This is a genomic window from Aequorivita todarodis (genome assembly GCF_028561335.1).
Taxonomy (GTDB): Bacteria; Bacteroidota; Bacteroidia; order Flavobacteriales; family Flavobacteriaceae; genus Aequorivita; species Aequorivita todarodis.
In genome coordinates this window covers 189,547-214,649 of record NZ_JAQQTG010000020.1, presented here as the reverse complement: position 1 = coordinate 214,649, position 25,103 = coordinate 189,547, and the positions used below count along the sequence as shown (strand labels likewise).

General features: G+C 41.5%; 24 protein-coding genes. 22 read left to right on the top strand and 2 right to left on the bottom strand.

The annotated features are described in order from the left end of the window. Positions 1 to 13: 13 nt before the first annotated feature. The 8 genes from POV26_RS10250 (at position 14) to POV26_RS10215 (ending at position 10,713) form a co-directional block, all read left to right on the top strand. Entirely contained in the window at positions 14 to 1,555 is a 1,542-nt protein-coding gene (locus POV26_RS10250) for an acyl-CoA carboxylase subunit beta (RefSeq protein ID WP_272856377.1), read from the top strand. Between the two features lie 186 nt (positions 1,556 to 1,741). Then, entirely contained in the window at positions 1,742 to 3,301 is a 1,560-nt protein-coding gene (locus POV26_RS10245; RefSeq protein WP_272856376.1) for a T9SS type A sorting domain-containing protein, read from the top strand. Then, entirely contained in the window at positions 3,298 to 4,830 is a 1,533-nt protein-coding gene (locus tag POV26_RS10240) for a T9SS type A sorting domain-containing protein (protein WP_272856375.1), read from the top strand. The genes POV26_RS10245 and POV26_RS10240 overlap by 4 nt, the downstream gene beginning before the upstream one ends. 368 nt (positions 4,831 to 5,198) lie before the next feature. Then, a complete protein-coding gene (locus POV26_RS10235) occupies positions 5,199 to 7,721 on the top strand; it encodes a cation-translocating P-type ATPase (protein ID WP_272856374.1) in 2,523 nt (840 codons plus the stop codon). 101 nt (positions 7,722 to 7,822) lie between these two features. Continuing rightward, a complete protein-coding gene (locus POV26_RS10230) occupies positions 7,823 to 8,401 on the top strand; it encodes a porin family protein (protein ID WP_272856373.1) in 579 nt (192 codons plus the stop codon). Positions 8,402 to 8,428: 27 nt separating this feature from the next. Beyond that, positions 8,429 to 9,517, top strand: a complete 1,089-nt coding sequence (locus POV26_RS10225; protein WP_272856372.1) for a DUF6544 family protein — start codon at positions 8,429 to 8,431, stop codon at positions 9,515 to 9,517. Positions 9,518 to 9,521: 4 nt separating this feature from the next. Beyond that, positions 9,522 to 9,866, top strand: a complete 345-nt coding sequence (locus POV26_RS10220; RefSeq protein ID WP_272856371.1) for a hypothetical protein — start codon at positions 9,522 to 9,524, stop codon at positions 9,864 to 9,866. Positions 9,867 to 9,948: 82 nt separating this feature from the next. Continuing rightward, complete coding sequence (locus POV26_RS10215) at positions 9,949 to 10,713, top strand: exodeoxyribonuclease III (protein WP_272856370.1); 765 nt, start codon at positions 9,949 to 9,951, stop codon at positions 10,711 to 10,713. Here POV26_RS10215 and POV26_RS10210 read toward each other — a convergent pair whose 3' ends face one another. Beyond that, positions 10,714 to 11,484, bottom strand: a complete 771-nt coding sequence (locus POV26_RS10210; RefSeq protein WP_272856369.1) for a patatin-like phospholipase family protein — start codon at positions 11,482 to 11,484, stop codon at positions 10,714 to 10,716. It abuts the gene before it with no gap. A gap of 206 nt (positions 11,485 to 11,690) precedes the next feature. On the opposite strand from POV26_RS10210, the gene POV26_RS10205 reads away from it, so the two are divergent. The 9 genes from POV26_RS10205 (at position 11,691) to POV26_RS10165 (ending at position 19,659) form a co-directional block, all read left to right on the top strand. After that, complete coding sequence (locus POV26_RS10205) at positions 11,691 to 12,473, top strand: MlaE family ABC transporter permease (protein ID WP_272856368.1); 783 nt, start codon at positions 11,691 to 11,693, stop codon at positions 12,471 to 12,473. Next, the gene (locus POV26_RS10200) at positions 12,474 to 13,223 is read left to right on the top strand and encodes an ABC transporter ATP-binding protein (RefSeq protein ID WP_045080070.1); all 750 of its coding nucleotides are present in this window, start codon (positions 12,474 to 12,476) and stop codon (positions 13,221 to 13,223) included. It abuts the gene before it with no gap. 5 nt (positions 13,224 to 13,228) lie between these two features. Then, positions 13,229 to 14,215, top strand: coding sequence for an MlaD family protein (locus tag POV26_RS10195; protein ID WP_272856367.1), 987 nt, complete (start codon positions 13,229 to 13,231; stop codon positions 14,213 to 14,215). Between the two features lie 54 nt (positions 14,216 to 14,269). Then, positions 14,270 to 14,902, top strand: a complete 633-nt coding sequence (locus POV26_RS10190) for a Crp/Fnr family transcriptional regulator (RefSeq protein ID WP_272856366.1) — start codon at positions 14,270 to 14,272, stop codon at positions 14,900 to 14,902. 102 nt (positions 14,903 to 15,004) lie between these two features. Further along, positions 15,005 to 16,030, top strand: coding sequence for a c-type heme family protein (locus POV26_RS10185; protein WP_272856365.1), 1,026 nt, complete (start codon positions 15,005 to 15,007; stop codon positions 16,028 to 16,030). Positions 16,031 to 16,033: 3 nt separating this feature from the next. Further along, positions 16,034 to 16,615: a methyltransferase gene (locus POV26_RS10180; protein ID WP_272856364.1), complete on the top strand. Its 582-nt coding sequence runs from the start codon at positions 16,034 to 16,036 to the stop codon at positions 16,613 to 16,615. Positions 16,616 to 16,690: 75 nt separating this feature from the next. Beyond that, positions 16,691 to 17,503, top strand: a complete 813-nt coding sequence (locus POV26_RS10175; protein ID WP_272856363.1) for a sulfite exporter TauE/SafE family protein — start codon at positions 16,691 to 16,693, stop codon at positions 17,501 to 17,503. Positions 17,504 to 17,584: 81 nt separating this feature from the next. Beyond that, positions 17,585 to 18,247, top strand: a complete 663-nt coding sequence (locus POV26_RS10170; RefSeq protein WP_272856362.1) for a peroxiredoxin — start codon at positions 17,585 to 17,587, stop codon at positions 18,245 to 18,247. A gap of 71 nt (positions 18,248 to 18,318) precedes the next feature. Continuing rightward, complete coding sequence (locus POV26_RS10165) at positions 18,319 to 19,659, top strand: MBL fold metallo-hydrolase (protein ID WP_272856361.1); 1,341 nt, start codon at positions 18,319 to 18,321, stop codon at positions 19,657 to 19,659. Here the strand turns inward: POV26_RS10165 and upp are convergent, their stop codons facing one another. Next, positions 19,660 to 20,313 (bottom strand): uracil phosphoribosyltransferase, encoded by a 654-nt coding sequence (upp, locus tag POV26_RS10160; protein WP_272856360.1) that lies wholly within the window; start codon positions 20,311 to 20,313, stop codon positions 19,660 to 19,662. It abuts the gene before it with no gap. 161 nt (positions 20,314 to 20,474) lie between these two features. On the opposite strand from upp, the gene POV26_RS10155 reads away from it, so the two are divergent. The 5 genes from POV26_RS10155 to POV26_RS10135 all read left to right on the top strand — a co-directional run bounded on the left by POV26_RS10155 (position 20,475) and on the right by POV26_RS10135 (position 25,054). Then, entirely contained in the window at positions 20,475 to 21,809 is a 1,335-nt protein-coding gene (locus POV26_RS10155) for a cytochrome ubiquinol oxidase subunit I (protein WP_272856359.1), read from the top strand. 2 nt (positions 21,810 to 21,811) lie between these two features. Continuing rightward, on the top strand, positions 21,812 to 22,888 hold the full coding sequence (gene cydB, locus POV26_RS10150; RefSeq protein WP_272856358.1) for a cytochrome d ubiquinol oxidase subunit II: 1,077 nt from the start codon (positions 21,812 to 21,814) through the stop codon (positions 22,886 to 22,888). A 23-nt stretch (positions 22,889 to 22,911) separates the two neighbouring features. Beyond that, entirely contained in the window at positions 22,912 to 23,214 is a 303-nt protein-coding gene (locus tag POV26_RS10145) for a hypothetical protein (RefSeq protein ID WP_272856357.1), read from the top strand. A 153-nt stretch (positions 23,215 to 23,367) separates the two neighbouring features. Further along, entirely contained in the window at positions 23,368 to 24,825 is a 1,458-nt protein-coding gene (locus POV26_RS10140; protein ID WP_272856356.1) for an NAD(P)/FAD-dependent oxidoreductase, read from the top strand. An 88-nt stretch (positions 24,826 to 24,913) separates the two neighbouring features. After that, positions 24,914 to 25,054 (top strand): hypothetical protein, encoded by a 141-nt coding sequence (locus POV26_RS10135; RefSeq protein ID WP_272856355.1) that lies wholly within the window; start codon positions 24,914 to 24,916, stop codon positions 25,052 to 25,054. The last annotated feature ends 49 nt before the right edge of the window (positions 25,055 to 25,103 follow it).

Below are 25,103 nucleotides of genomic sequence, written 5' to 3'. Positions count from 1 at the left end.
TAATGCATATAATATGACCGACAACAATAAAAAACTGCAAGCAATCCTTTCCGAAGCCAAAAAAGGCGGCGGCGAAAAACGAATTGCAAAACAGCACGAAAAGAAAAAACTCACCGCCCGCGAACGTGTGGAATATCTCCTCGACGAAGGCTCCTTCGAGGAAATGGGCATCCTCGTAACTCACCGCACGACCGATTTTAATATGCAAAACGAAGTGTATTACGGCGATGGTGTAGTTACGGGCTATGGCACCATCAATGGTCGTTTGGTATATATTTTCGCACAGGATTTCACGGTTTTTGGCGGTGCGCTTTCCGAAACGCATGCTGAGAAAATCTGTAAAATAATGGATCACGCCCTGAGCGTTGGTGCGCCCGTGATTGGCTTGAACGATTCTGGTGGTGCAAGGATTCAAGAAGGCGTACGGTCTTTGGGGGGCTATGCCGATATTTTTTACAGAAATGTGCAGGCTTCGGGCGTAATCCCGCAGATTTCGGCAATTATGGGGCCTTGTGCCGGGGGTGCAGTGTATTCGCCTGCGATGACCGATTTCACTTTAATGGTGCAGGACAGCAGTTATATGTTCGTTACGGGACCCAACGTGGTGAAAACCGTAACCAATGAAAACGTTACTTCCGAAGAACTTGGCGGTGCGCGGACCCACGCCACCAAAAGTGGGGTGACACATTTCACGGCGGCGAATGATATTGTGTGTTTGGAACAGATTAAAACCCTGCTCAGCTATCTTCCGCAGAACAATAAATCCGTAACTGATAAACTGCCTTTTGAAGCTGCCGATGAGTTTCGGGAGGAACTGGAAAGCATCGTCCCGGATTCCGCAAACAAACCCTACGATATGCACGCCGTAATCAAGGGAATTATTGATGCGGATTCGTTTTTTGAAGTGCATAAAGATTACGCGGACAACATTATAGTCGGTTTTGCACGATTGGGCGGCAGAAGTATCGGCATCGTTGCAAATCAACCGATGAGCTTGGCGGGTGTTCTTGATGTGGATAGTTCCAAAAAAGGTGCACGGTTTACGCGTTTCTGCGATTGTTTCAATATTCCACTTTTGGTTTTGGTGGACGTGCCGGGATTTCTTCCGGGAACCGACCAAGAATGGAACGGCATCATTTTAAACGGTGCAAAATTATTATTTGCTTTAAGCGAAGCAACCGTGCCTCGTGTTACGGTAATAACCCGAAAAGCCTATGGCGGTGCTTACGATGTAATGAACAGTAAACACATTGGCACCGATATGAACTACGCATGGCCAACGGCTGAAATTGCCGTGATGGGCGCAAAGGGCGCCAGCGAGATTATTTTTAGAAAAGAAATCGCCGAAGCTGCCAATCCCGAACTGAAACTTTCGGAAAAGGAAGCGGAATATGCCGAAAAATTTGCCAATCCATTTAAGGCCGCACAGCGCGGATTTATCGATGAGGTAATCCAGCCCCGCGAAACGCGCAGAAAACTGCTGAAGGCTTTTGCCATGTTGGAAACGAAGGACGTTCCGCGGCCAAACCGAAAGCACGGGAATATTCCTTTATGATTTAAAAATTAAAGTGTACATTTTAAAGAAACTCCTAAAAACCACCCCAATATTTAATATTCCATTCGGTAAAATTTTAAAAAAAATCGTCTTTGTTACATTTGTTCTATTATTTGAAACAATAGAGCAAAAGAAGTTTATGGTTTAAGTAAATCTTTGCAACAGAAACCATTAAACTTTTTATCTATGAATGCGTTTTTTTTAAATTCTAACATCCTTAGTAAAGGATTTCCTTCTCTTATTTTTTTGTTCTGGACCTCTTGCATAATTGCGCAGCCCGATATTATCTGGCAAAACTCCTTGGGTGGTACGCTTAATGATGAAGCCCAATCTTCAGCCGTGACGGAAGATGGCGGTATTATTTTGGCGGGTTTTACCGAGTCTAATGACGGGAACGTCACCGGAAATCACGGAGGCAAGGATTATTGGGTCGTAAAGCTTGATGCCAGTGGCGTTTTGGAATGGGAAAAGGCTTTTGGCGGCTCCGCGGACGATCGCGCCAATTCAATTATCCAAACCGCTGATGGCGGTTACATGGTTGCGGGCAGTACCGCTTCAAATGATGGTGATGTTTCGTCCAATCACGGAAGTCGTGATTTTTGGGTATTGAAATTGGATAGTGCCGGAAACATAGTGTGGGAACAGACCTATGGCGGAACAAATAATGACGATGCCCAAGCTATTATTCAAACGGCAGATGGCGGTTACATGGTTGCCGGAAATTCGTATTCTTCCAATGGCGATGTTGGCGCCAACAATGGCATCCAAGATTATTGGATGGTAAAAATAGACCCCGCAGGAGCAATTGAATGGGAAAATAATTACGGTGGCTCGGCCATTGAGTATGTCTGGGCAATAAAACAAACCTCTGATAACGGATATATATTGGTTGGCGATTCTGAATCGTCTGATGGGGATGTTTCCGGCAATCAGGGCCTCAGTGATTATTGGATTGTAAAAACAGATAGTTTTGGTGCATTGCAATGGCAGCATGATTATGGAGGTTCCGAACGGGAACGCCCAAAAGATGTAATTCAGACCGATGACGGTGGGTATCTTGTGGTAGGTGCTTCAGAATCCAGTGATGGGGATATCGGCAACCACTACGATTGGTACGATGTATGGATTTTGAAGTTGGATGCTTCCGGAAATTTGGATTGGGAAAAATCATACGGCGGAAGTTTTGGCGATTTTGGCGAAGCGATCATACCCACGGATGCCGGGAATTATTTAATAGGAACGAGCAGTCAATCCAGCGATGGGGATGTGGGCAATAATCATGGGAACTTCGATTGTTGGGTCTTTCAAATAAATGCCACGGGCAACATTGCTTGGGAGCGTTCCTACGGTGGGTCTCACCATGACTATATAAATGCTATCGGCTTAAATGATAGCGGAAATCTACTTTTTGCAGGATATTCCTATTCCGATGACGGTGAAATAACTGGCAACCACGGAGCTTCAGACTTTATTTCGATACAGCTGGAGAGCCTGCTTTCTTCCCCGGAAGTATCGATTGTGCCCATTGAACTTTACCCCAATCCGGTTGCTAATTCCCTTAATATTAAATCTGGGGTTCCCGTAACGGAAATCTCTATTTCAAACTTATTGGGACAGCAAGTTTTTTACAAAAGGGATACTGATATTTCCTCATTAAATCTTGAAAACTTATCTAAAGGGGCCTATTTTCTTACGGCTACGCTTCAGGAAGGAAGAACATTTACTCAAAAAATTCTTAAGCAATGAAAACACAATTAACGTTTTTGGTACTTTTCATTTGTAGCCATAGTTTACTGGGGCAACCTGCGAATATGCAATGGCAAAATTCCTTGGGCGGATCTGGAAATGAATATGCCTATAAAATTATACAGACACCTGATAACGGCTTTATAGTTATGGGGCACAGTGAATCGAGTGATGGCGATGTTTCGGAAAACAAGGGCAATATGGATTATTGGCTGGTTAAACTAAACGGGGCAGGCCAACTGGAATGGGAACGCTCCTATGGAGGTTCAGGTTATGAGTTTGGGTACAGTGTTATAAACACCAGTGATGGCGGATATTTAATTGGAGGGCAAAGTGAATCTACGGATGGCGATGTAAGCAATAACCACGGAATGAACGATGCGTGGGCGGTCAAACTGAATAGCGTTGGGGATATTCAATGGGAAAAATCGTATGGCGGAAGCTTAAATGAATATATTACTGGGATGATTGAAACCACCGATGGCGGATTTTTATTTATTGCACCTACCACCTCAAACGATGGCGATATAACCAATAACCAAGGGGAACGCGATTATTGGATTTTTAAGACTAACGCCCAGGGAACCATTGAATGGCAAAAAACATACGGGGGTTCCGAAAGCGACTATGCACAGGACGTAAAGCAAACCCCCAATGGTGGATATATTGTTACCGGAATGAGCCGTTCCACCGATGGTGATATAACAAATCCTCACGGCGGCTATGATTATTGGGTGCTGAAATTGGATCCAATTGGAGATATGGAATGGCAAAAAAACTACGGGGGCAGCCAAGATGATTATAGTCTCGCTATTTTATTGACAGATGATAATGGCTATATTATTTCCGGCTATTCTAAATCCAATAACGGTGAAGTTAGTGGTAACCACGGCGGTAATGATTATTGGGTCGTTAAAATAGACGGAGCCGGAAATTTGGAATGGCAGAAATGCTATGGTGGGAGTGCTGATGACCTTTCCTCTTATATCGTTGAGAGTACAAACGGCGGGTATGTGATTTCCGGGGTGTCTTTTTCTACCGATGGAGATATTACAAACAATCACGGCGAGCGCGATGCCTGGGTGCTGGAGATAGACTCCTCGGGCGGTATTCTATGGCAAAGCACCTTTGGGGGCTCTGATCTTGATACAACCAACGCTGTTGTTGCCACTTCCGATTTCGGCTATGCCCTGGCAGGATATTCAAAATCCAACGATGGCGATGTGAGCGGGAATCACGGGCAGCACGATTTCTGGGTGTTCAAACTCGACGGGGTTCTTTCACTGGAACAATATGTGGCCGTCCCCATTGTTATCTATCCCAATCCCGTTCATACCTCCCTTTATCTTGCATCTAAGGCTCCTGTTACGGAAATCTCTATTTCAAACCTTTTGGGACAGGAAGTTTTATTCAAAAGGGATTCAGGGATTTCTTCAGTAAATATTGAAAATTTATCTAAAGGTGTTTATATACTCACGGCAACAATTCAAGAAGGAAGAACATTCACCCAAAAAATTATAAAACAATAAAGGCGCGGCTATTTTTTTTGATACTTTCCTTTCAGTCCAGAAAATAGTATATATCTGATTTTAAAAACAATAACTATTGTTACAGCGAATAGTGAAGGGGAAATTCCCCGCGAACGCGCAGAAAATAGTTGAAAGCTTTTGGGATGCTGGAAACAAAGGACGTTCCGCGGCCAAACAGGAAGCACGGGAATATTCCGTTGTAAATTTTTTAGTAACATCGATGTCCGGTCGAGCCTGCCTTCCTACGGAGAGCAGGCAGGCGCCGTTGAGACCTCTTTTTGGAAATTTTCTTTTTTTAGATGATAGTTGTCATAAATGAATGGGTTGGAAATTCATAATTTTAACGGTTAACTAAGCCCGCTCCAAAAATGCCCATAACCAACTTCAATATAAAAGGCCTGACCGACGCCGAGGTCTTGGCTTCGCGGAAAAAATTCGGCAGCAATGTTCTCGAATCAAAAAAGAAGAACCACTTTCTTGAGGCTATAAAAGGCTTGGCAAAAGAGCCGATGGTGATTTTACTGCTGGTTGCCGCAACCCTCTACTTTTTCACCGGAAATACGGGTGATGGTATTTTCCTCGCCGCCGCCATTCTTTTGGTTGCCGCCATTTCACTTTATCAGGATGCCAAAACCCATAACGCCCTCGAAAAACTAAAGGAGCTCTCCCAACCGCACTGCAAGGTAATCCGCAATGGGGAAGTCATCGAAATAATGAGCCAAGACGTGGTAGTGGGCGATTTTTTAATGGTAGAGGAGGGGTCAACCATTGTGGCTGATGGCATTATCGTCCACTCCAACGACTTTTCGGTAAACGAATCCATTTTAACGGGGGAATCCTTTTCGGTTGAAAAGGAGGCAAATTCCGCAGACAACAAAATTTATATGGGCACCCAAGTGGGGGGCGGGCTTGCCATTGCCGAAATAACCGCAATAGGCAACCAAACCAAGGTCGGCAAAATAGGGAAGAGCATAGAGGATATTTCTTCCGAAAAATCGACGCTCGAACTCCAGATAAACAATTTTGTAAAAAAGATGGTAATCGCCGGAGCGGTGGTTTTTCTCTTGGTTTGGGGCATCAATTATTACAATTCCGAAGACGTTTTGGACAGTCTGTTAAAGGCCCTTACCCTTGCCATGAGCATCTTGCCGGAGGAAATCCCGGTGGCCTTTACCACCTTTATGGCCATTGGCGCGTGGCGGCTGATGAATATGGGCGTGATCGTAAAACAGATGAAAACCGTGGAATCCCTGGGTAGTGCCACGATAATCTGTGTGGACAAGACGGGGACGATTACGGAGAATAAAATGCGGCTCGATAAAATTTTCACGCTGGAAACCGATAAGGTCACTTCAGTAAAAGAGGTACTTTCCGCCAGTGAAAAGGAACTCATAATTACCGCAATGTGGGCCAGCGAGCCCATTCCTTTTGACACCATGGAGCAATCGCTGCACCGTTTTTATAAAAGGATTGCTGAAAGCGATGAAAGGCCCAATTTCAAAATGGTCCACGAATATCCTCTGGGAGGCAAACCCCCGATGATGACCCATATTTTTGAAAATGACAAGGGAGATAGAATCATCGCTGCCAAAGGTGCGCCCGAAGCTTTGATGGCAGTTTCAGGTTTAAGTGATAGTGAAAAGGAAATTTTAAAAAAGAAAATAACGGATCTGGCAGCCCAGGGCTATCGGGTTTTGGGCGTGGGAATTTCAAAATTTGAAGGAACTGACTGGCCAAAAAAACAACAGCATTTCAAGTTTGAATTTAAGGGCCTCGTCGCTTTTTATGACCCGCCGAAAGGAAACATTTCAAAAGTATTCCAAGATTTTTACAATGCGGGCATTGCGGTTAAAATCATCACTGGCGATATTGCCGAAACCACTGCAGCCATTGCCAAAAAGGTAAATTTCAGGGGCTCGGGGGAAGTTATTTCAGGTGATGACCTTGTGCATCTGAACGATTCGGAACTGGCAAGGATCACTTCGGAAAAAAATATTTTTGCGCGAATGTTTCCAGAAGCGAAACTTAAAATAATCAACGCCCTAAAAGCGCAGGGCCATATAGTGGCGATGACGGGAGATGGCGTAAACGACGGCCCGGCGCTAAAAGCCGCAAATATCGGGGTGGCAATGGGGAAGAAAGGCACCGAAATAGCCAAACAATCCGCCTCGCTTATCCTTGTGGACGACGACCTTTCCAAAATGGTGGAGGCCGTGGCGATGGGCAGAAAAATATATTCCAACCTTAAAAAGGCGATTCAGTATATCATCTCTATCCACATTCCCATAATTCTTACCGTTTTTATCCCTTTGGTCTTGGGCTGGGTCTATCCCAATATCTTCACGCCCGTACACGTTATTTTGTTGGAATTGATAATGGGCCCCACCTGCTCGATAGTTTATGAAAACGAACCGCTGGAAAAGGATTCCATGCTCCAAAAACCACGGCCTTTTTCCAGCACCTTTTTTAATTGGAGCGAACTTTTCACCAGTATTGTCCAAGGATTGGCGATTACGGCCGGCGTACTTGCGGTATATCAAATTGCTGTAGGCAATGGAGCAAATGAAGCGATAACCCGGACCATGGTATATACCGCCCTCATAACCGCAAACATTGTGCTGACCTTTGTAAACCGCTCTTTTATCTACTCCATTTTTACCACTTTCAAATATAAAAACAACTTGGTGCCAATCATCGTGGGCATTACCGTGGGCATTACCCTGTTGCTCCTTTTTGTGCCGCCCTTCACTAAGTTTTTTCAATTTGAAAGACTTGATATAAACCGGCTCGGCATCAGTGTTGGGATCGGGATGTCGAGTGTGTTGTGGTTTGAAATCGTGAAATGGTGGAAACGCAAACAAATTTCAAAAACAGCTATTTCCTCTTCTTAATCGGATTTAAGTTATTGATAAACAATATTTAACTGATTTTTATCATAGTAAAAAACTGCTTTCCAATGTAAATTTGAGTGTTTCACGAAAACGTAAACATTATGAAAAAGTTCAGTTTTTTTCTTGTTGCCACCATGCTGCTGTTTTCGATTGGAGCGGAAGCACAGGAAAAATTTTCGTTGGAATTCAGGCCTGGTCTTAATTTTCCCACGGGTGACGTGGGCAATACCGACACCAAAATTGGCTTTGGTTTCGAACTTGCGGGAGCCTATAAAATTATGCCCCATTTAGCAGCTTATGCGGGTTGGGGATTAAACGAGTTTAAGGGTGATGATAATTTTTTAACTGAGGAAATTAAACTCAGGGAAACAGGGTACACCTTCGGTTTTCAAATCATAAAACCTATCGGCACTTCCGCATTTTCTTACTTGGCAAGGGCTGGAGCGGTTTACAATCATATAGAAATGGAAAATAACAGCGGTAGTTTTGCCGCCGACACTGGCCACGGATTTGGATGGCAAGTTGCTGCAGGAGTAGATTATGAGTTTGCCCCCAATCTCGCGTTGCGCCCAATGCTTCGCTACCGTTCGCTTTCTAGGGATATAACGATTGAAAATACTTCAACTGAATTAAAACTGAATTATATCTCATTTGGAATTGGTTTGGCTTGGGACTTTTAAGACCGAAATCACGAAAAGTATTTTAAAATGAAAATTGCATTCTTCATTCTTCTTTTACTCCACGGGCTTATTCATTTGATGGGCTTTTTAAAGGCTTTTGGCTTTGCTGAAATTCCACAATTGTCACAAAATTTCTCAAAACCGCAAGGTCTTTTATGGCTCGCGGTCGCTTTGACTTTTATAACGATAGGAATTCTATTTCTGTTAAAAAACAATCTTTGGTTTTGGATCGCCGTAGCAACGGTTGTAGTATCTCAGGTCTTGATTATTGTGAATTGGCAGGACGCCAAATTTGGCACTTTCGCCAATTTGATCGTTCTTATTGTAGCCCTATTGGCAATGGCGAGCTGGAATTTTGAAAGGGAATTTAAAAAAGATATTTCCCAGTCCTTTAAAAATGTTGGTATTTCCGAAGAAATAATCTCCGAAGCCGATGTTGCCCAACTTCCTATTCCGGTTCAGAACTATCTCAAATATGTCGGGACAATCGGCAAACCTAAAATAAAAACTGCAAGAGCTATTTTTAAAGGGGAAATGCGCGAAAAGGGAAAGGATTGGTTCGCGTTCACTTCGGAACAGTATAATTTTTTTGAAGATCCCACGCGCTTGTTTTTTATGAAGGCCAATTTCAAAGGCTTGCCCACCCAGGGCTATCATCGATATAAAGATGGAAAGGCATCGATGCTTATAAAACTGCTGTCCGTTTTTCCTGTGGTAAATATCGCGGAACCCGAAATGTTCAAGACCGAGACCGTCACTTTTTTTAACGATATGTGCCTTTTTGCGCCAGCAGCCTTGATTGATAAAAGGATCGATTGGCAAACCTTGGATAATAATTCGGTAAAGGCTGTTTTTCACAATGAAGAAGTTTCAGTATCGGCGATTTTGAAATTCGACGAGAGTGGGCGATTGATCAATTTTATTTCGGAAGATAGGGTGGATGTGAATTTTAACCAAAACGTTCCGTTTTCAACCCCGGTTACCGAATACGGCACGGTCAATGGCTATAAACTGCCCGTTGCTGCAGATGCCGTTTGGCACTTTCCCGAAGGCGATTTTGTTTACGGAAAGTTCTATTTACAGGATGTTCAGTACAATTTAAAAATTTCAGATTAGGAAAATGGACTATTCAAAAAACAAGAAATTGCTGTTTATAAAAAGCCTACATACGGTTATTTGGCTGTTTTTCAACGTGGTGATTTTCTATCTTTTATACGCCGCCATCGCCAATAAAATTGATAAATGGGTCTGGATTTGCATTGCGCTTGTTTTGATGGAAGGCTTGGTTTTGCTGGCTTTTAGAATGTTTTGTCCGCTTACGGTTATTGCCCGAAAGTACTCCGACTCCACCAAAGCGAACTTCGATATTTTTCTTCCGAATTGGTTGGCGAAATACAATAAACTGATTTATACTACCATTTTTGGTATTGCGGTGATTATTGTACTTTATAGATGTGTCTCTTAAGTCGTGCAATTGCGAATATTTCATAGGTATATAATTGCAATTTCTCTACGCCTTTCAGATATTTACAAAAAGAACAGATGCTATGAAAATAATTTCGTGGAACATCAACGGCGTAAGGGCGATAACCAAAAAGGATTTCTTTGACGATTTTTCAAACATGGATCCAGATATTATCTGCTTTCAGGAAACCAAGGCCCAAGATGATGAGGTAAAAACGGCCTTGTCCAAAATTACCCAGTATCACCAATATTACAATTCTGCAGAGCGGAAAGGCTATTCTGGTGTTGCGGTCTTGAGCAAAAAGGAACCTGTGGCGGTAACGTACGACATGGGTGTTGCGGAACACGACAACGAAGGCCGGGTAATCTGTTTGGAATTTGAGGCTTTCTTTTTGGTCAATGTATATGTTCCCAATTCCGGGCAACAACTGGAAAGGCTGGATTATAGAAAGACTTGGGATGACGACTTCCAAAGCTATCTCATTAACTTGAAAAAATCAAAACCTGTAATTCTCTGCGGCGATTTAAATGTTGCCCACCGTCCCATCGACCTTAAAAATGACAAGGCCAATTACAACAAAACCGCAGGTTATACCCAAATTGAAATTGACGGAATGGACAATTTGCTCAACGCAGGTTTTGTGGATACCTATCGGCATTTCCATCCGGATAGCGTGGCCTACACCTACTGGAGCTATCGGTTTAAGGCTCGGGAGCGCAATAGTGGGTGGCGCATAGATTATTTTTTGGTAAGTGAATCCTTGCTCGAAAAAATAAAAAATGTAGCAATATTATCGGAATATTATGGCTCCGACCACTGCCCAATCCAACTTGAAATTGAATTGTAGTCAATTCTTAAATAGGTTTTCGTTTTCCTTTAAAGCGGTCATCGCTTCAGAATACCCCATTTCAAAAATAGCATCCGTATTGCTCATACCGAATATGGCAAAGCCTCCCACATCTTTGGGCGCAATAACGAAATCGCATTCGGGGAATTTTCTTATAGAATCTGAAACCGCCCTGATTTTAAGTGCCCTATCGGCAACATTATAGGAATGATTCAAATCCTTGATGCTGATTTTCTGTAGGGAGTTGATATACACCCCAATAATTGTATCGCAGTGTTGCTTTAGCGGCTCCACGGGAAAATTATTCAGTATTCCCCCATCAATATAGTACGAACCATTAATCTCGGTTGGGGTAAAAACGCCCGGAAAGGAAGCGGAAGCTATAACCGGTTTTATAAGCTGGCCTTTGCTGAAAATCTTTAAATTTCCCGAAATCACATTGGTCGCGGTTATATAGAGCGATTTTTCCAGGGCGTCAAAATTATCCCTCGGAAAAAACACTTTTAGGTCGTCATAAAACTTTTCGGTATCCAAAAACCCCGGTTTGTTAAAGGCAAATCTTTTGGTGGTAAAAATTGAAACGGTTTTAAAGAATTTTAATATTTCAGACCAATGGACCCCCGCCGAATATAACGCCCCCACAATGGCGCCCACACTGGTGCCCGAAACGTGGGTGGGTGAAATGCCGTGCTCCTCCAATGCCTTTAATACCCCGATATGCGCGGCGCCCCTTGCTCCGCCACCGGAAAGGACTAAACCAAGATTCGTCATTGTTCTAAATTTTGATAACAAAATTGTAAAAATTAAAGCAAATAAACCCTGACCAAAATCATAATCGAGCTCAAAATTGATAGTTAAATTTGGATGGTATCTGTTTGCTAAGAATAAGATTTTGAATCTGTTAATTAAATTTATTGCTGATGTTTGTCATAGTTATTCCCTATTCGTAGGATTATCTTTGATTTTCCCTGTTGTATATGAAAAAAGAAAACTCCCTTATAACCCGTACAAAATCGTTTTTCGCTGAAATTGGCGATATGACCTTATTTGCCGGACGTTTTTTTCGGGAATTGTTCAGTCCGCCATTTGAATTTAGGGAACTGATACGCCAATGCTACAATATGGGCATCCGCTCCCTGTTTTTGGTAATGGTGACGGGTTTTATTTTGGGCTTGGTCTTTACGCTTCAATCGCGCCCCACTTTGACCGATCTTGGCGCGGCCTCGTGGATGCCATCCATGATCAGTATTTCCATAGTGCGGGAAATCGGCCCGGTAATAATCGCCTTGATCTGCGCGGGAAGGATTGGCTCTGGTATAGGTGCGGAACTCGGCTCCATGCGTGTAACCGAGCAGATAGACGCAATGGAGGTCTCGGGCACCAATCCGTTCAAATATTTGGTGGTTACCAGAATATTGGCGGTTACCTTAATGTTGCCCTTGCTCGTAATTGCGGGAGATACCGTCGCATTATTCGGATCTGCTATAATCGAGAATTTAAAGGGAGATGTTTCCTATACGCTCTATTTTAATAAGGTTTTTGACGCCTTGAGCTTTAGCGATGTGCTTCCCGCAACCGTCAAGACCGTATTCTTTGGCTTTGCCATCGGCCTGGTGGGTACCTACAAAGGCTACAATTGTTCCAAAGGTACCGTGGGGGTAGGGGAAGCCTCAAATTCAGCAGTGGTTTATTCCTCTATGTTATTGTTTATAATAGATTTTATTGCCGTATTTGTTTCGGATATATTTTTTGAAGTTTAAATGAAAAAAGAAAACCAAACACCAGTCCTTGAGTTAAAAGATATCCATAAGAGCTTTGGCGAAAACCATGTGCTCAAAGGTTTCAATCTTCAACTTTTTAAAGGGGAAAACCTGGTGATTATGGGCAAGTCTGGGTCGGGGAAATCGGTTATGGTCAAGTGTATTGTGGGCTTGATCCAGCCCGATAGCGGAAGCATTACCATTAACGGTCACGACATCATCACCATGGGCCAAAGGGAATTGGATTTTCTGCGGACGCAAATCGGTTTCCTCTTTCAGGGCAGTGCTTTGTACGATTCTATGACGGTTCGGGAAAACTTGGAGTTTCCGTTACGAAGACACAAAGATAAAATTGAGGATTTTAAGAGTACGGAACAATCCGTACAAGATGCGCTAAAAAGCGTGGGACTGCTGCACACAATCGATTTGATGCCTTCCGAACTTTCCGGCGGAATGCAACGTAGGGTAGCACTGGCACGGGCGTTAATTTTAAAGCCGAAAATAATAATGTACGATGAGCCCACAACGGGCTTGGACCCCATTACGGCAAACGAGATTATCCAGCTTATGCGAAGCATCCAAAAAGAGTATAACACCTCTTCCCTCATTATCACGCACGATGTGGATTGCGCAAGGGTAATTTCGAATAGAATAATATTACTGGTAGATGGAATCAACTATGCCGAGGGCACTTATGATGAACTGTCAAATTCCAGTGATCCCCAAACCCGGGCATTCTTTAAAAACTAAAAATTATGGCTAAATCAACTTCCCAAAAAATAAAAGTCGGTCTTTTCGTAGTGGTGGGCACCGCCATTCTTATTGCGGCGCTTTATTCCATCGGCAACCGACAGCACATTTTCAGCAAAAACATTGAGCTCTACGCTACCTTTGGAAACGTAAACGGCTTAATTATAGGCAACAACGTGCGCTACTCAGGCATTAACGTGGGCACGGTAAGCAAGATTGAAATGATCGAGGAGGGAACCATCACTATCCAAATGAAGGTTGAGGCAAAAACCTCAAGATTTATTAAAAAAGACGCCATAGCTTCCATAGGTTCCGATGGGTTGGTGGGTAGTATGGTCGTGAATATTATTCCCGGGAAGGGTCAAAACACACAAGCTGTAATTGCGGGCGATACCATTCAATCTTACAGTAAAATTGGCGCTGACGACATGCTTTCCACACTTAACACAACCAATGAAAATGCCGCTTTGTTAACTGCAGATTTGTTGAAAATAACCAATAAAATCCTTGAAGGTAAAGGCACTTTAGGAGCATTGGTTACCGATACGGTATTGGCGCAGGATTTAAGACAGACAGTGGTAGAACTCAAAAAAACTACTGAGGGTACCTCTGCCGCCATTTCACAAATAAATACTATTATCTCAAAAGTGAATTATGATGAGAGTGCGGCTGCAGTGCTTTTGAGCGATACGGTTTCTGCCAACCAAATAAGGGACGTATTCAGCAATCTTGAAAAATCGAGCCAGGACATTAATGAAATAACCAAAAATCTCGAAGCCTATCTCACCGAAATAAAGGCTGGAAAGGGAACTCTGAACTATATTACACAGGATGAGGTTTTGGTAAAAAACATCGATTCCACGATGGGGAATATAAAGGAAGCCGCCGAAAAATTAAACGAAAATATGGAGGCGTTGAAACACAATTTCCTTTTCCGTGGTTATTTCAGAAAAATCGAGCGCCAAGAGAGGCGGGAAGCCAACGAAAAATAATTATAAAAGTGGTATTTTCGTAAGTCAAAAAAAACCAACCAAACAAAAGTGATAATGCTCGATAATTTAAAGGAAAACTTCTCGCATATTTTTGAGGACGCCCTAATTGACGAAATTGGCCAAGTAGGGGTTTTAAAGGAAGTCAAGGAAGGCGAAAAGGTAATTGAAATTGGCGATTACGTGCGTTCCATGCCTTTGCTTATTTCAGGAGCGATTAAAATTTTAAGGGAAGACGATGATGGGGACGAACTGCTGCTCTATTTTTTGGAACGCGGCGATACCTGCGCAATGACCCTAACCTGCTGTTTGGGACAGACCAAAAGTGAGATCCGCGCCATTGCAGAGCTCGACACAACCTTGATTATGATTCCCATCCAAAAGATGGAGGAGTGGACGGGCAAGTATAAAAGTTGGCGCAATTTCGTCTTTCAAAGTTACCACGCCCGCCTTACCGAAATGCTTGAAACCATTGACAGCATTGCATTTTACAATATGGACGAGCGCTTGGTAAAATACCTTCAAAACAAACAAAAGATAACCAATGATTCCCTCATCAATTCCACCCATCAGGAAATTGCATATGAGCTTCATACTTCGCGCGTAGTGGTATCGCGTTTGTTGAAAAAGCTGGAATCCATGGGGAAAATCGAACTTAACCGAAATAGTATTAAAATAATCGCACTTTAGTTTTAAGATGACATATTTAAACCGTTGAAGTGTAACTTTTGTTACTGTCAAGGGTGAAGTTTCCCTTTATTTTTGAAGTGTCCACAACTTTATACTTAAAATATGAAACTTTTAGCCACATTATTTTTGATCAGTTTATTCACTGCCTGCAATACCAATCCCCGCAGCGAATATTTGGCGATTGCCGAAAATGCAGACAACACTGAAACCGAAATAAATCAGGAACATCCCGGCAAGAAATTGATGGAAAACAACTGTTACGTTTGCCACAATCCAAAAACTGCCGAAGATGCAATGATTGCCCCTCCGATGGTAGCCGTAAAGATGCATTATATTTCTGAGGAAACTTCAAAGGAAGAATTTATTGAGGCAATGGTGGCGTGGGCCAAGAATCCTTCCGAAGAAAAATCAAAAATGCCCGGCGCCATCAAGAAATTCGGATTGATGCCCTATCAATTCTATCCAGAGGAAACTATCAAGCAAATTGCAGATTATATGTTTGATAACGATATAGAAGAGCCCGAATGGTTTGACGCCCACTACAAGCAAATGCACGGCGACAGACCGCAGATGAAAGGCCGAATGGGTCGCGGAATGGGGAATGGCAAAGGAATGGGTAAAAACCGAGATACAAATGCCCAACCTTCCGTAAAGGAACGCGGCATGCAAATGGCCCAGTCCACCAAGGCTGAATTGGGGAAAAACCTGATGGGCCAGATCCAGAAAAACGGGGTTATCGCTGCACTTGACTTTTGTAATGTCCAAGCTCTGCCCATAACGGACAGTATGGCTACCGTCCATAAGGCACATATAAAACGCGTTACCGATAAACCGAGAAACCCACAAAACAAAGCCAATGCCGCAGAGCTACAATATCTTGAAAACTTTAAAAAACAAGTAGTTGCCGGAGACGAGGCAAACCCGATTGTGGTTGATTTGGGCAAGGAAACAGAATTTTATTACCCCATCGTTACCAATTCCATGTGCTTAAAATGTCACGGCACGCCCGGAAAGGAACTGGAAACCCTCACCTTGTCCAAGATACAGGAACTGTACCCAATGGATAAGGCTACTGGCTATGGCGAAAATGAAGTGCGCGGCATTTGGAGTATCCGTTTTGAAAATTAGCATATGAATTATTACGAAACCTTTTGGAACCACAAATACCTTAGTGGTGAAACGGGCTGGGATATTGGCTACGTTTCTACGCCAATAAAGGAATACATCGACCAACTTTCAGATAAAAATTTAAAGATTTTGATCCCCGGCGGCGGTAATTCCTATGAGGCGGAATACCTTTTTGAAAACGGTTTTAACAATGTTTTTGTGGTGGATATTTCATCTATACCCTTAAAAAATCTTGCGGAGCGCCTCCCGTCATTTCCTAAGGACAACCTTTTGCACGCCGACTTTTTTGAATTGGAGGACACCTTCGACCTGATTTTGGAACAGACTTTCTTTTGTGCGTTGGAACCATCACTTCGTGAAGAATATGTAAATAAAATGCACAAAATGCTCAAGCCAAATGGCAAGTTGGTAGGATTACTTTTCAATATTCCCTTAAACGATGACAAACCTCCTTTCGGGGGAAATAAAACAGAGTATCTCTCCCTTTTTAAAGAAAAATTTAAAATAGAGACAATGGAGGTCGCTTATAATTCAATTCCACAAAGAGCGGGAAATGAATTGTTTTTTATGCTTTCAAAAAAATAGGGCATAGCCACATTGTAACCGATGTTACTTGATACCTCAATTAAACCAGCTATTTTTGACCCTTAACCCGTAATTATGGCATTAATAGAAATCCTTGGATATATAAGCGCATTGTTTATAGGTTTATCCTTGGGCATTATTGGCGGCGGAGGTTCTATTTTGGCAGTGCCGGTTTTGGCTTATTTATTTTCGGTAGATGAAAAATCTGCGACCGCTTACTCACTGTTCATTGTTGGAACCAGCGCACTGGTTGGTGGAATAAAACAATATTTCAAAGGCTATGTAGATTTGCGGACTGCAATTGTATTTGGTTTTCCGGCAATTATCGGGGTTACATTGGTAAGGCATTATTTAGTGCCCGCTTTGCCGGATGTATTATTGACCATAGGCCAATTCCAACTCACCCGAAGAATGGGGATGTTTGGTCTTTTCGCACTTTTAATGATTCCCGCTGCCTTTTCCATGCTAAATGGAAAAAAAAATCTAACCAAAAAAACTACTGGAAAAGTAAAGTACAACTATCCTTTAATATTGATTGAGGGATTGATTTTAGGCGCCGTAACAGGTATCATTGGTGCGGGTGGTGGCTTTTTGATAATACCTGCCCTGGTTCTTTTGGCCAATGTAGAGATGAAGGTGGCCGTAGGGACTTCACTTATTATTATTGCGCTAAATTCATTGATTGGTTTTTTTCTGGGCGATGCCCTGGTACGACAGATAGATTGGATTTTTCTATTGACCATCACAACAATATCACTGATAGGTATTTTCATCGGTAGCTATCTCGGGAATTTTATCGATGGAAAAAAACTGAAAAAGGCTTTTGGCTATTTTATTTTTGTAATGGCCATCTTCATCTTCTATATGGAATTTATAGTCAAACAGTAGTGTAACTTATGTTACTGTACACAAATTCATTATAGCTTAATTTTATCTAAAATTTAAAAAGAATAGTTAAAATTAATTATTATGGAAACAACTTCAGAATTACAACAAGTAAACACAATGCCGAGAATAGGAGATAACGCACCAGATTTTGAGGCGGTTACAACAAAAGGAAAAATAAAGTTCTCAGACTTTGCCAAGGACAAATGGGTAGTGATGTTTTCGCATCCAGCCGATTTTACACCTGTCTGCACCACCGAAATGAGTGGTTTCGCACAGCGAAAGGGTGAGTTTGACGCACTCAACACAGAGCTTTTAGGTTTGAGTATAGATAGCATACACGCACATTTGGGCTGGGTTCAAAATGTAAGGGAAAATACAGGCGTATATTTTGATTTCCCGATTATAGCAGATTTGGATATGAAGGTTTCAAAACGCTACGGGATGCTTCAACCCAATGAAAGTGAAACAGCTGCCGTACGCGCGGTATTCTTTATCGATCCCAATAAGAAAATACGTTTGATAATGTACTATCCATTAAATGTGGGTAGAAATATGGACGAAATTTTACGTGCGCTGAATGCCCTTCAAACATCAGATAAATATGGCGTGGCAATGCCTTTGGATTGGAAAAAAGGGGATAAGGTAATTGTAGGGCCCCCAAAAACATTGGATGAGCTTAATGAAAGATTGGCAGACGATTCGTTGGAAAAAGTAGATTGGTATTTGGCGAAGAAAAGTATTTAAGCGCTTAAAAAAATCAGCCTTGGGGTTTTGTCTTCAAGGCTGATTTTTATTATATTTAAATAAAAAGGATTATGAAAATTAAACAATTTGAATACGAACCTCTTTCGCATTTTTCATACGCTATTATCAGTGATGGCAAAATGGCATTGGTAGATCCCGAAAGAAACCCACAGCAATACTATAAATATGCCGAAGAAAACGATGCTAAAATTGTTGCCGTTTTTGAAACCCATCCGCATGCTGATTTTGTAAGTTCACATCTTCAAATTCATAACGAAACAGGCGCAACTTTATATTGTAGTGTGAAAACGGGCGCTGATTACCCACACGTCTCTTTTGACGATGGCGATAAGGTTAAAATGGGCAATACCACTTTTAGGGCTATAAATACCCCGGGCCATTCGCCCGATAGCGTTACCATTGTTGCCACGGAAGAAAACAAGACAGCTCTATTTACAGGCGACACCCTGTTTGTGGGTGACGTTGGCCGTCCCGATTTACGCGAAAAGGCTGGCCATATGAAGGCCAAACGCGAGGAACTTGCAAAAATGATGTATGATACCATTCAAAATAAATTTACCGATTTGCCCGATACGGCCTATGTTTATCCAGCCCATGGCGCAGGCTCCCTCTGCGGAAAAGGAATGAGCGAGGACGCTTCGTCAAGTACGTTGGGCAATGAGCGCATTGGCAATTGGGCATTTAAGAAGCAGACAGAGGAGCAGTTTGTAAATCATTTGCTGGTTTCCCAACCTTTTATCCCGCATTATTTTGGGTATAATGTGGATATAAACAAAAACGGTGCAAAAAACCTGCGGACTGCATTGGGCGGTATTTCATTTAAGTTGGATGTTGAAAAAGCCGAAAATGATGCCCTGATTATTGATATTCGCGATGAGGAAGATTTTAAGAAAAACCATTTGCCGGGCAGTATAAATATTATGGCTACTTCCGACACATCAAAGTTTGAAACCTGGTTGGGGTCTATTGTACGGCCTGATGAGAAATTCCATTTGGTTGTCGATTCCATTGAAAATGCTGAAAAAATTCTTCACCGTACGGCTAAGATAGGTTATGAAGCCAATGTAAAAACAGTATTTACCCTCGGGAGTGCCAGTTTTGAAAAATCGGCTGCTTTCAATTTGGAGGATTTCAAAAAGAATACAGAAAAGTACACCATAGTTGATATTCGTAATGAAAGTGAGGTATCCGAAGGGAAATTCTTTGACAAAGCCATTGCTATTCCGTTACACCAATTGCGCGAAAAAGCGGAGGAGATTCCTACCGACAAACCCATAGTGGTACACTGTGCAGGAGGATACCGCAGCGCTGCCGGTAGTAGTATTCTGGAGAAAGAGTTAAAGATTGAAAAAGTTTATGATCTAAGTGACGATGTTGAGGATTTTAAATAGTCACAATTTCACACCAAAGGCCAAATCGCCAGCATCGCCCAAGCCCGGCAGAATATAGCCGCGGCTGTTTAGTTTTTCATCTACGGCTGCTATCCAAAGATGTGTATTTTCGGGAAATTTATCCTGAATATACGCTATTCCGGGTTTGGCGCCGATGATGGATAGAATATGGATTTGCTTTGGCATTCCGTGACTTTTAAAGGCTTTAAGCACATTTTCCAACGTTTTTCCAGTTGCCAGCATCGGGTCGGTCAATATCAAGGTTTTTCCCTCAACGGAGGGCGATGCCAGATAATTTACGATCACTTCAAAGGCATCATCGCCATCGGCGTGGTGCCGGAATGCAGAAATATAAGCGTTTTCGGCCTTGTCAAAAAAACTTATAACCCCCGTGTGAAGGGGCAGGGCCGCCCGTAAAATGGAACAAACAACAATATCCGTTTCGGGTACTTTCATTTCCTTTTCCCCCAACGGCGTTTTTACCACTTCCGTTTTATAGTGAAGTGTTTTGCTCATCTCATAACTGAGAATTTCCCCAATACGCTCAATATTTTTCCGAAAGCGCATGGAATCCTTTTGAATGGAAACATCGCGCATTTCCAGAACAAATTGGTTGAGAACGGAATTTTCGTTGCTGAAGTCGTGGACTATCATGGTTTTAAATAGATTGGTATTTTCTGAGGTTCAAAATATGGATAATTTAGATAAAGGTAGAAAAAGGAGCAGCATATTTTACAAACTGTAACAAAAGTTGCATTATAAAGAAGCTGCATCTTTTATCTTTGTTTAGATTTTCACCATCAATTTTCTGAAGTATGGAAGATATGCTCTTTTATGATAGAATGCAATTTGCATTTACTATCACTTTCCACTATTTATTTCCACAATTGACCATGGGACTGTCTTTAATGATTGTCTATTTTAAATGGAAATTCCTAAGAACCAAAATTGATAAATACAACGATGCCGCGAAATTTTGGATGAAGATTTTCGCACTTAATTTTGCAATGGGTGTTGTTACCGGAATTCCAATGGAATTTCAATTTGGAACCAATTGGGCAAAGTTTTCAGAGCTTACAGGGGGTATTATAGGGCAGACCCTTGCAATGGAGGGGATGTTTTCCTTTTTCCTTGAATCTTCGTTTTTGGGGTTATTTCTTTTTGGAGAAAAATTAATGGGTCAAAAGCTCCATTTCCTAACGGGATTTCTAGTGTTTTTAGGGTCTTGGGCTAGTGGTTATTTAATTATAGCTACCCATTCTTGGATGCAACATCCGGTAGGTTATGAAATTTTAGAGAATGGAAAATTTGTGCTTAACAATTTTGGGGCTCTATTTTCCAACCCTTGGTTGCTGCCTTCTTATTTGCACAATCAATTGGCGTCAGTTATTACAGCATCTTTTGTAGTGGCAGCCATAGGCGCATTCTATCTGTTAAGCAATAAACATAGTGAATTCGGAAAACTTTTCGTAAAAACTGGAGTGATTTTTGGTTTGGTTTCTAGCGTTTTGGTGGCTTTTCCCACAGGAGATTGGACCGCTAAAAATGTTGTAAAACATCAACCTGTAACTTTCGCGGCTATGGAAGGAATCTTTGAAACAGAAGATAAAGGTTCTGAAATTATTTTAATTGGGCAGCCAGATACGGAAAATAAAAAACTCGACAACAAAATTGCCGTTCCAAATGTGTTGAGCTTTTTAACTTATCAGCGATGGGATGCTAAAATAAAAGGCTTGAATGAATTTGATGAAAGTTTATACCCCACTAACATTCCTGGATTGTATTATTCATATCATATTATGGTTGGCTTGGGTACAATTTTTATTGCTTTAATGCTTCTTGCAAGCATTCAATTGTTCCGAAAGAAACTCTATAAAACCAAATGGATTTTATGGTCTCTGATGTTTATGTTGCCATTTCCCTATATAGCGAATACTACGGGTTGGTACACCGCAGAATTGGGTAGGCAACCTTGGTTGGTTTATAATCTCTTGCGAACTGCTGATGGCATTTCGCCAACCGTCTCATCGGGAAACACATTATTCACCTTGCTTGGTTTTATTGGTCTTTATTTGTTATTGGGATTGCTATTTTTAATGCTAGCAGGAAAAATCATCAATAAAGGGCCTGAAACCACAAAACAAATCTAACTATGGAATTATTTTGGTATATCGTTTTAATGACAATGTTGACCATCTATGTTATTTTGGATGGTTATGATTTTGGTGCAGGCATCATCCATTTATTTTTTGCTAAAACTGAAAAAGATAAAAAAGCTATAACAAGCGCAATTGGCCCATTTTGGGATGCCAACGAAGTTTGGCTTATTGCTGCTGGAGGTGTGTTGTTTTTTGCTTTTCCCACTTTATACGCATCATCATTTAGTGGCTTTTACTTACCGTTAATTATGATTTTGTGGTTGCTAATCTTTAGGGCAATTGGCCTGGAGTTGCGGGGGCAAATCCATAATAAAATGTGGGAAATTATTTGGGATAAAGCCTTTGGAATTGCAAGTTTATTATTGGCTCTGTTTTTTGGAATTGCCTTGGGGAATGTAGTTAGGGGCGTGAATTTAGGAATGGTAACCGATGGTGTTTCTGCACACGAACCCCATTATTTCTTTTTACCCCTTTGGAATTCATCCTTTAGCCCCCATGCAGAACATTTGGGTATCATTGATTGGTTTACGTTGTTATTGGGGGTGGTAGGCGTAGTGTCATTAACCATTCACGGAGCAAATTGGATTATCTTCAAAACAAATTCCGATTTAAATCAAAAGCTAAAAAAAGTAGTTTTTAAACTGAATATTGGATTGTTGGCTTTGGTAATAACCTCATTATTGACTTGGCACATTATTGAACCAAAACCTTTTCATAACTTTATAGAAAATCCGTGGCTTTGGATTTTCCCACTTATTGCATTCACGGGACTTTTCGGTTTGTTCAAAGTAAAGTCCTTCAAGAAGGATGGGGTGGGTTTTTTGTTCTCATCCTTGTTTCTATTTGGCGGATTAACCACTACCGTGGCCTCAATATTCCCAAAAGTATTGCCTTCAACCAATGATGTGAATCCTTCCTTAACGCTTTATAATGTTGCTGCGCATGAATATGGATTGTCAGTTGGTGTATATTGGTTTGTAATTGCTGCCATTCTAGTTGCAGTTTATATGTTTGTTCAGTATCGTATTTTTAAAGGGAAGATGGACGATGTGGGCTATGGGGAACATTAACCGTATTCTGAAATACATTTATTATGACAGATACACTCATAGCAATTATCAGCATTTTTGTTGGCATTATTGGAGCTAATGTATATGGCACCATTAAGAAAAAATATACAATGGGATTTACAGCAAATACCATCGCAGGAATTTTCGGCAGTATTTTCTTTATTAAAATATTTGGAAAACTTGGTTTTGATCCTATTTCAATAATGGAATCTGGAGGCGTAAATGTTGTTTTGTTTGCAATTAATATGGCGGTATCACTATTAGGTGGTGCTATCGGGTTGATTGCTGTCAAGATTATAAGAAACAGACTTGAAAAAAAGCCTTAATAGGAATTTTTTTATGCTATGTAACAAAAGATACTGTACTACACTATAAATTACTGCAATTTTGAAAGGTCTAATTGACTCACCTTTATATGATTAAAATCATTTTAAGGTTTTGCTCGGTGATGTAATTTAGACACTTAAAACCTTCGAAAAATGTCAAAAATCGTAATATTGGGTGCAGGAATCTCGGGTCACGTAGCTGCCTCACACCTTCGCAGAAAACTGGACAAGACCCACGAAGTAATCGTGGTTTCGCCCAATAGCAATTATCAGTGGATTCCCTCAAACATCTGGGTGGGCATTGGCCGAATGAAATCAAAGGAAATACTTTTTCCGCTTGCACCTTTATATAAAAAGAAAGGAATTGGTTTTAAGCAGGCGAAAGTTACCTCCTTTTATCCCGAAGGCGATAGCGAAACTGAAAAGCCATTTGTGGTGGCTGAATATGTTTCCGCAGAAAAAAAAGGCGAAACCGAAAGAATAACTTACGATTACCTCATAAACGCCACAGGTCCCAAACTCAATTTTGAGGCTACTGAAGGATTGAATCCCGGAACAAACAAAACGTATTCGGTTTGTACCTATACCCATGCAGACCACGCCAATGAAGGTTTACAGGCCCTAATTGCTGAAATGAAAAAGGGTAAAGAGGCAAAAATTGTTATCGGCACAGGCCACGCAAAGGCTACCTGCCAAGGTGCTGCCTTTGAATATATATTGAATGTGGAACAGGAGCTTCGCCGTCAAAAGGTTCGCGACAAAGCTAAAATTACTTGGATTTCCAACGAATATGAATTGGGAGACTTTGGAATGGACGGTATGTTGCTAAGCTACGGCAGCAACATTATGAAATCGCACGAAATGGTCGAGATGGTTTTTGAAGATCGCAATATTGATTGGATTCTGGGCGCAGGCGTAAATAAAATTGAAAACGGAATTGCACATTATGAAACTTTGACCGGGGAATATAAAACCATTGAATACGATTTTGCGATGTTGATTCCATCCTTCTCTGGCCACGGATTTAAGGCTTTTGATAAAAACAATAACGACATTACGGAAAAACTTTTTAAAGGATTTATGATCGTGGATGCAGACTACGCGCCAAAACCTTATGAAGATTGGACGGTGCAGGACTGGCCCGAAACCTATCAAAACCCAAACTATAAAAACATTTTTGCACCGGGGATTGCTTTTGCACCGCCGCATAGCATTTCCAAACCCCGCAAAAGTCCAAATGGCACCGAAATCTTTCCAGCGCCACCAAGAACGGGGATGCCCTCTGGAATTACGGCCAAATTGGTTGCAGACAATATTATAGACAGTATAAAAAACAATACGGAATCCTTGCACCATAAAGGCTCTATGGGCAATATGGGCGCGGCCTGTATCGCCTCAGCGGGCTTTGGGATCACAAAGGGCAGTGGGGTTAGTATCACCACCTTTCCCATTGTGCCAGATTACAAAAAATATCCAGATACCATGGGCAGAAAACTGGGAAAAACCTTTGGAGAAATCGGGTTGGCAGGCCATTGGCTAAAACTAATGCTGCACTATGCCTTTATGTACAAGGCCAAAATGAAACCTTTTTGGTATTTAATTCCTGAATAATTAGGCATTAGGCAGTAGTTAGTAAAGTGAGAATCATAGGTAGTATTCAAAAACCAATAATAATAGTAATAAAAATAAATAATAAGAAATGACACAGAGAATATCAAAATTCAAACGTTTTGTGATGATGAACCCCATCATCCAATTTTTTAAATTTATTTTTTTGAGCCTTAAGGTATTGCTCATCGTGGCCGGAGGTCATGGGGGTACGCGTGAAGTTCACAAGTAATCTTATTTCTATGCGCCTACTATTCATAATTATTGACTAATTTTACCTT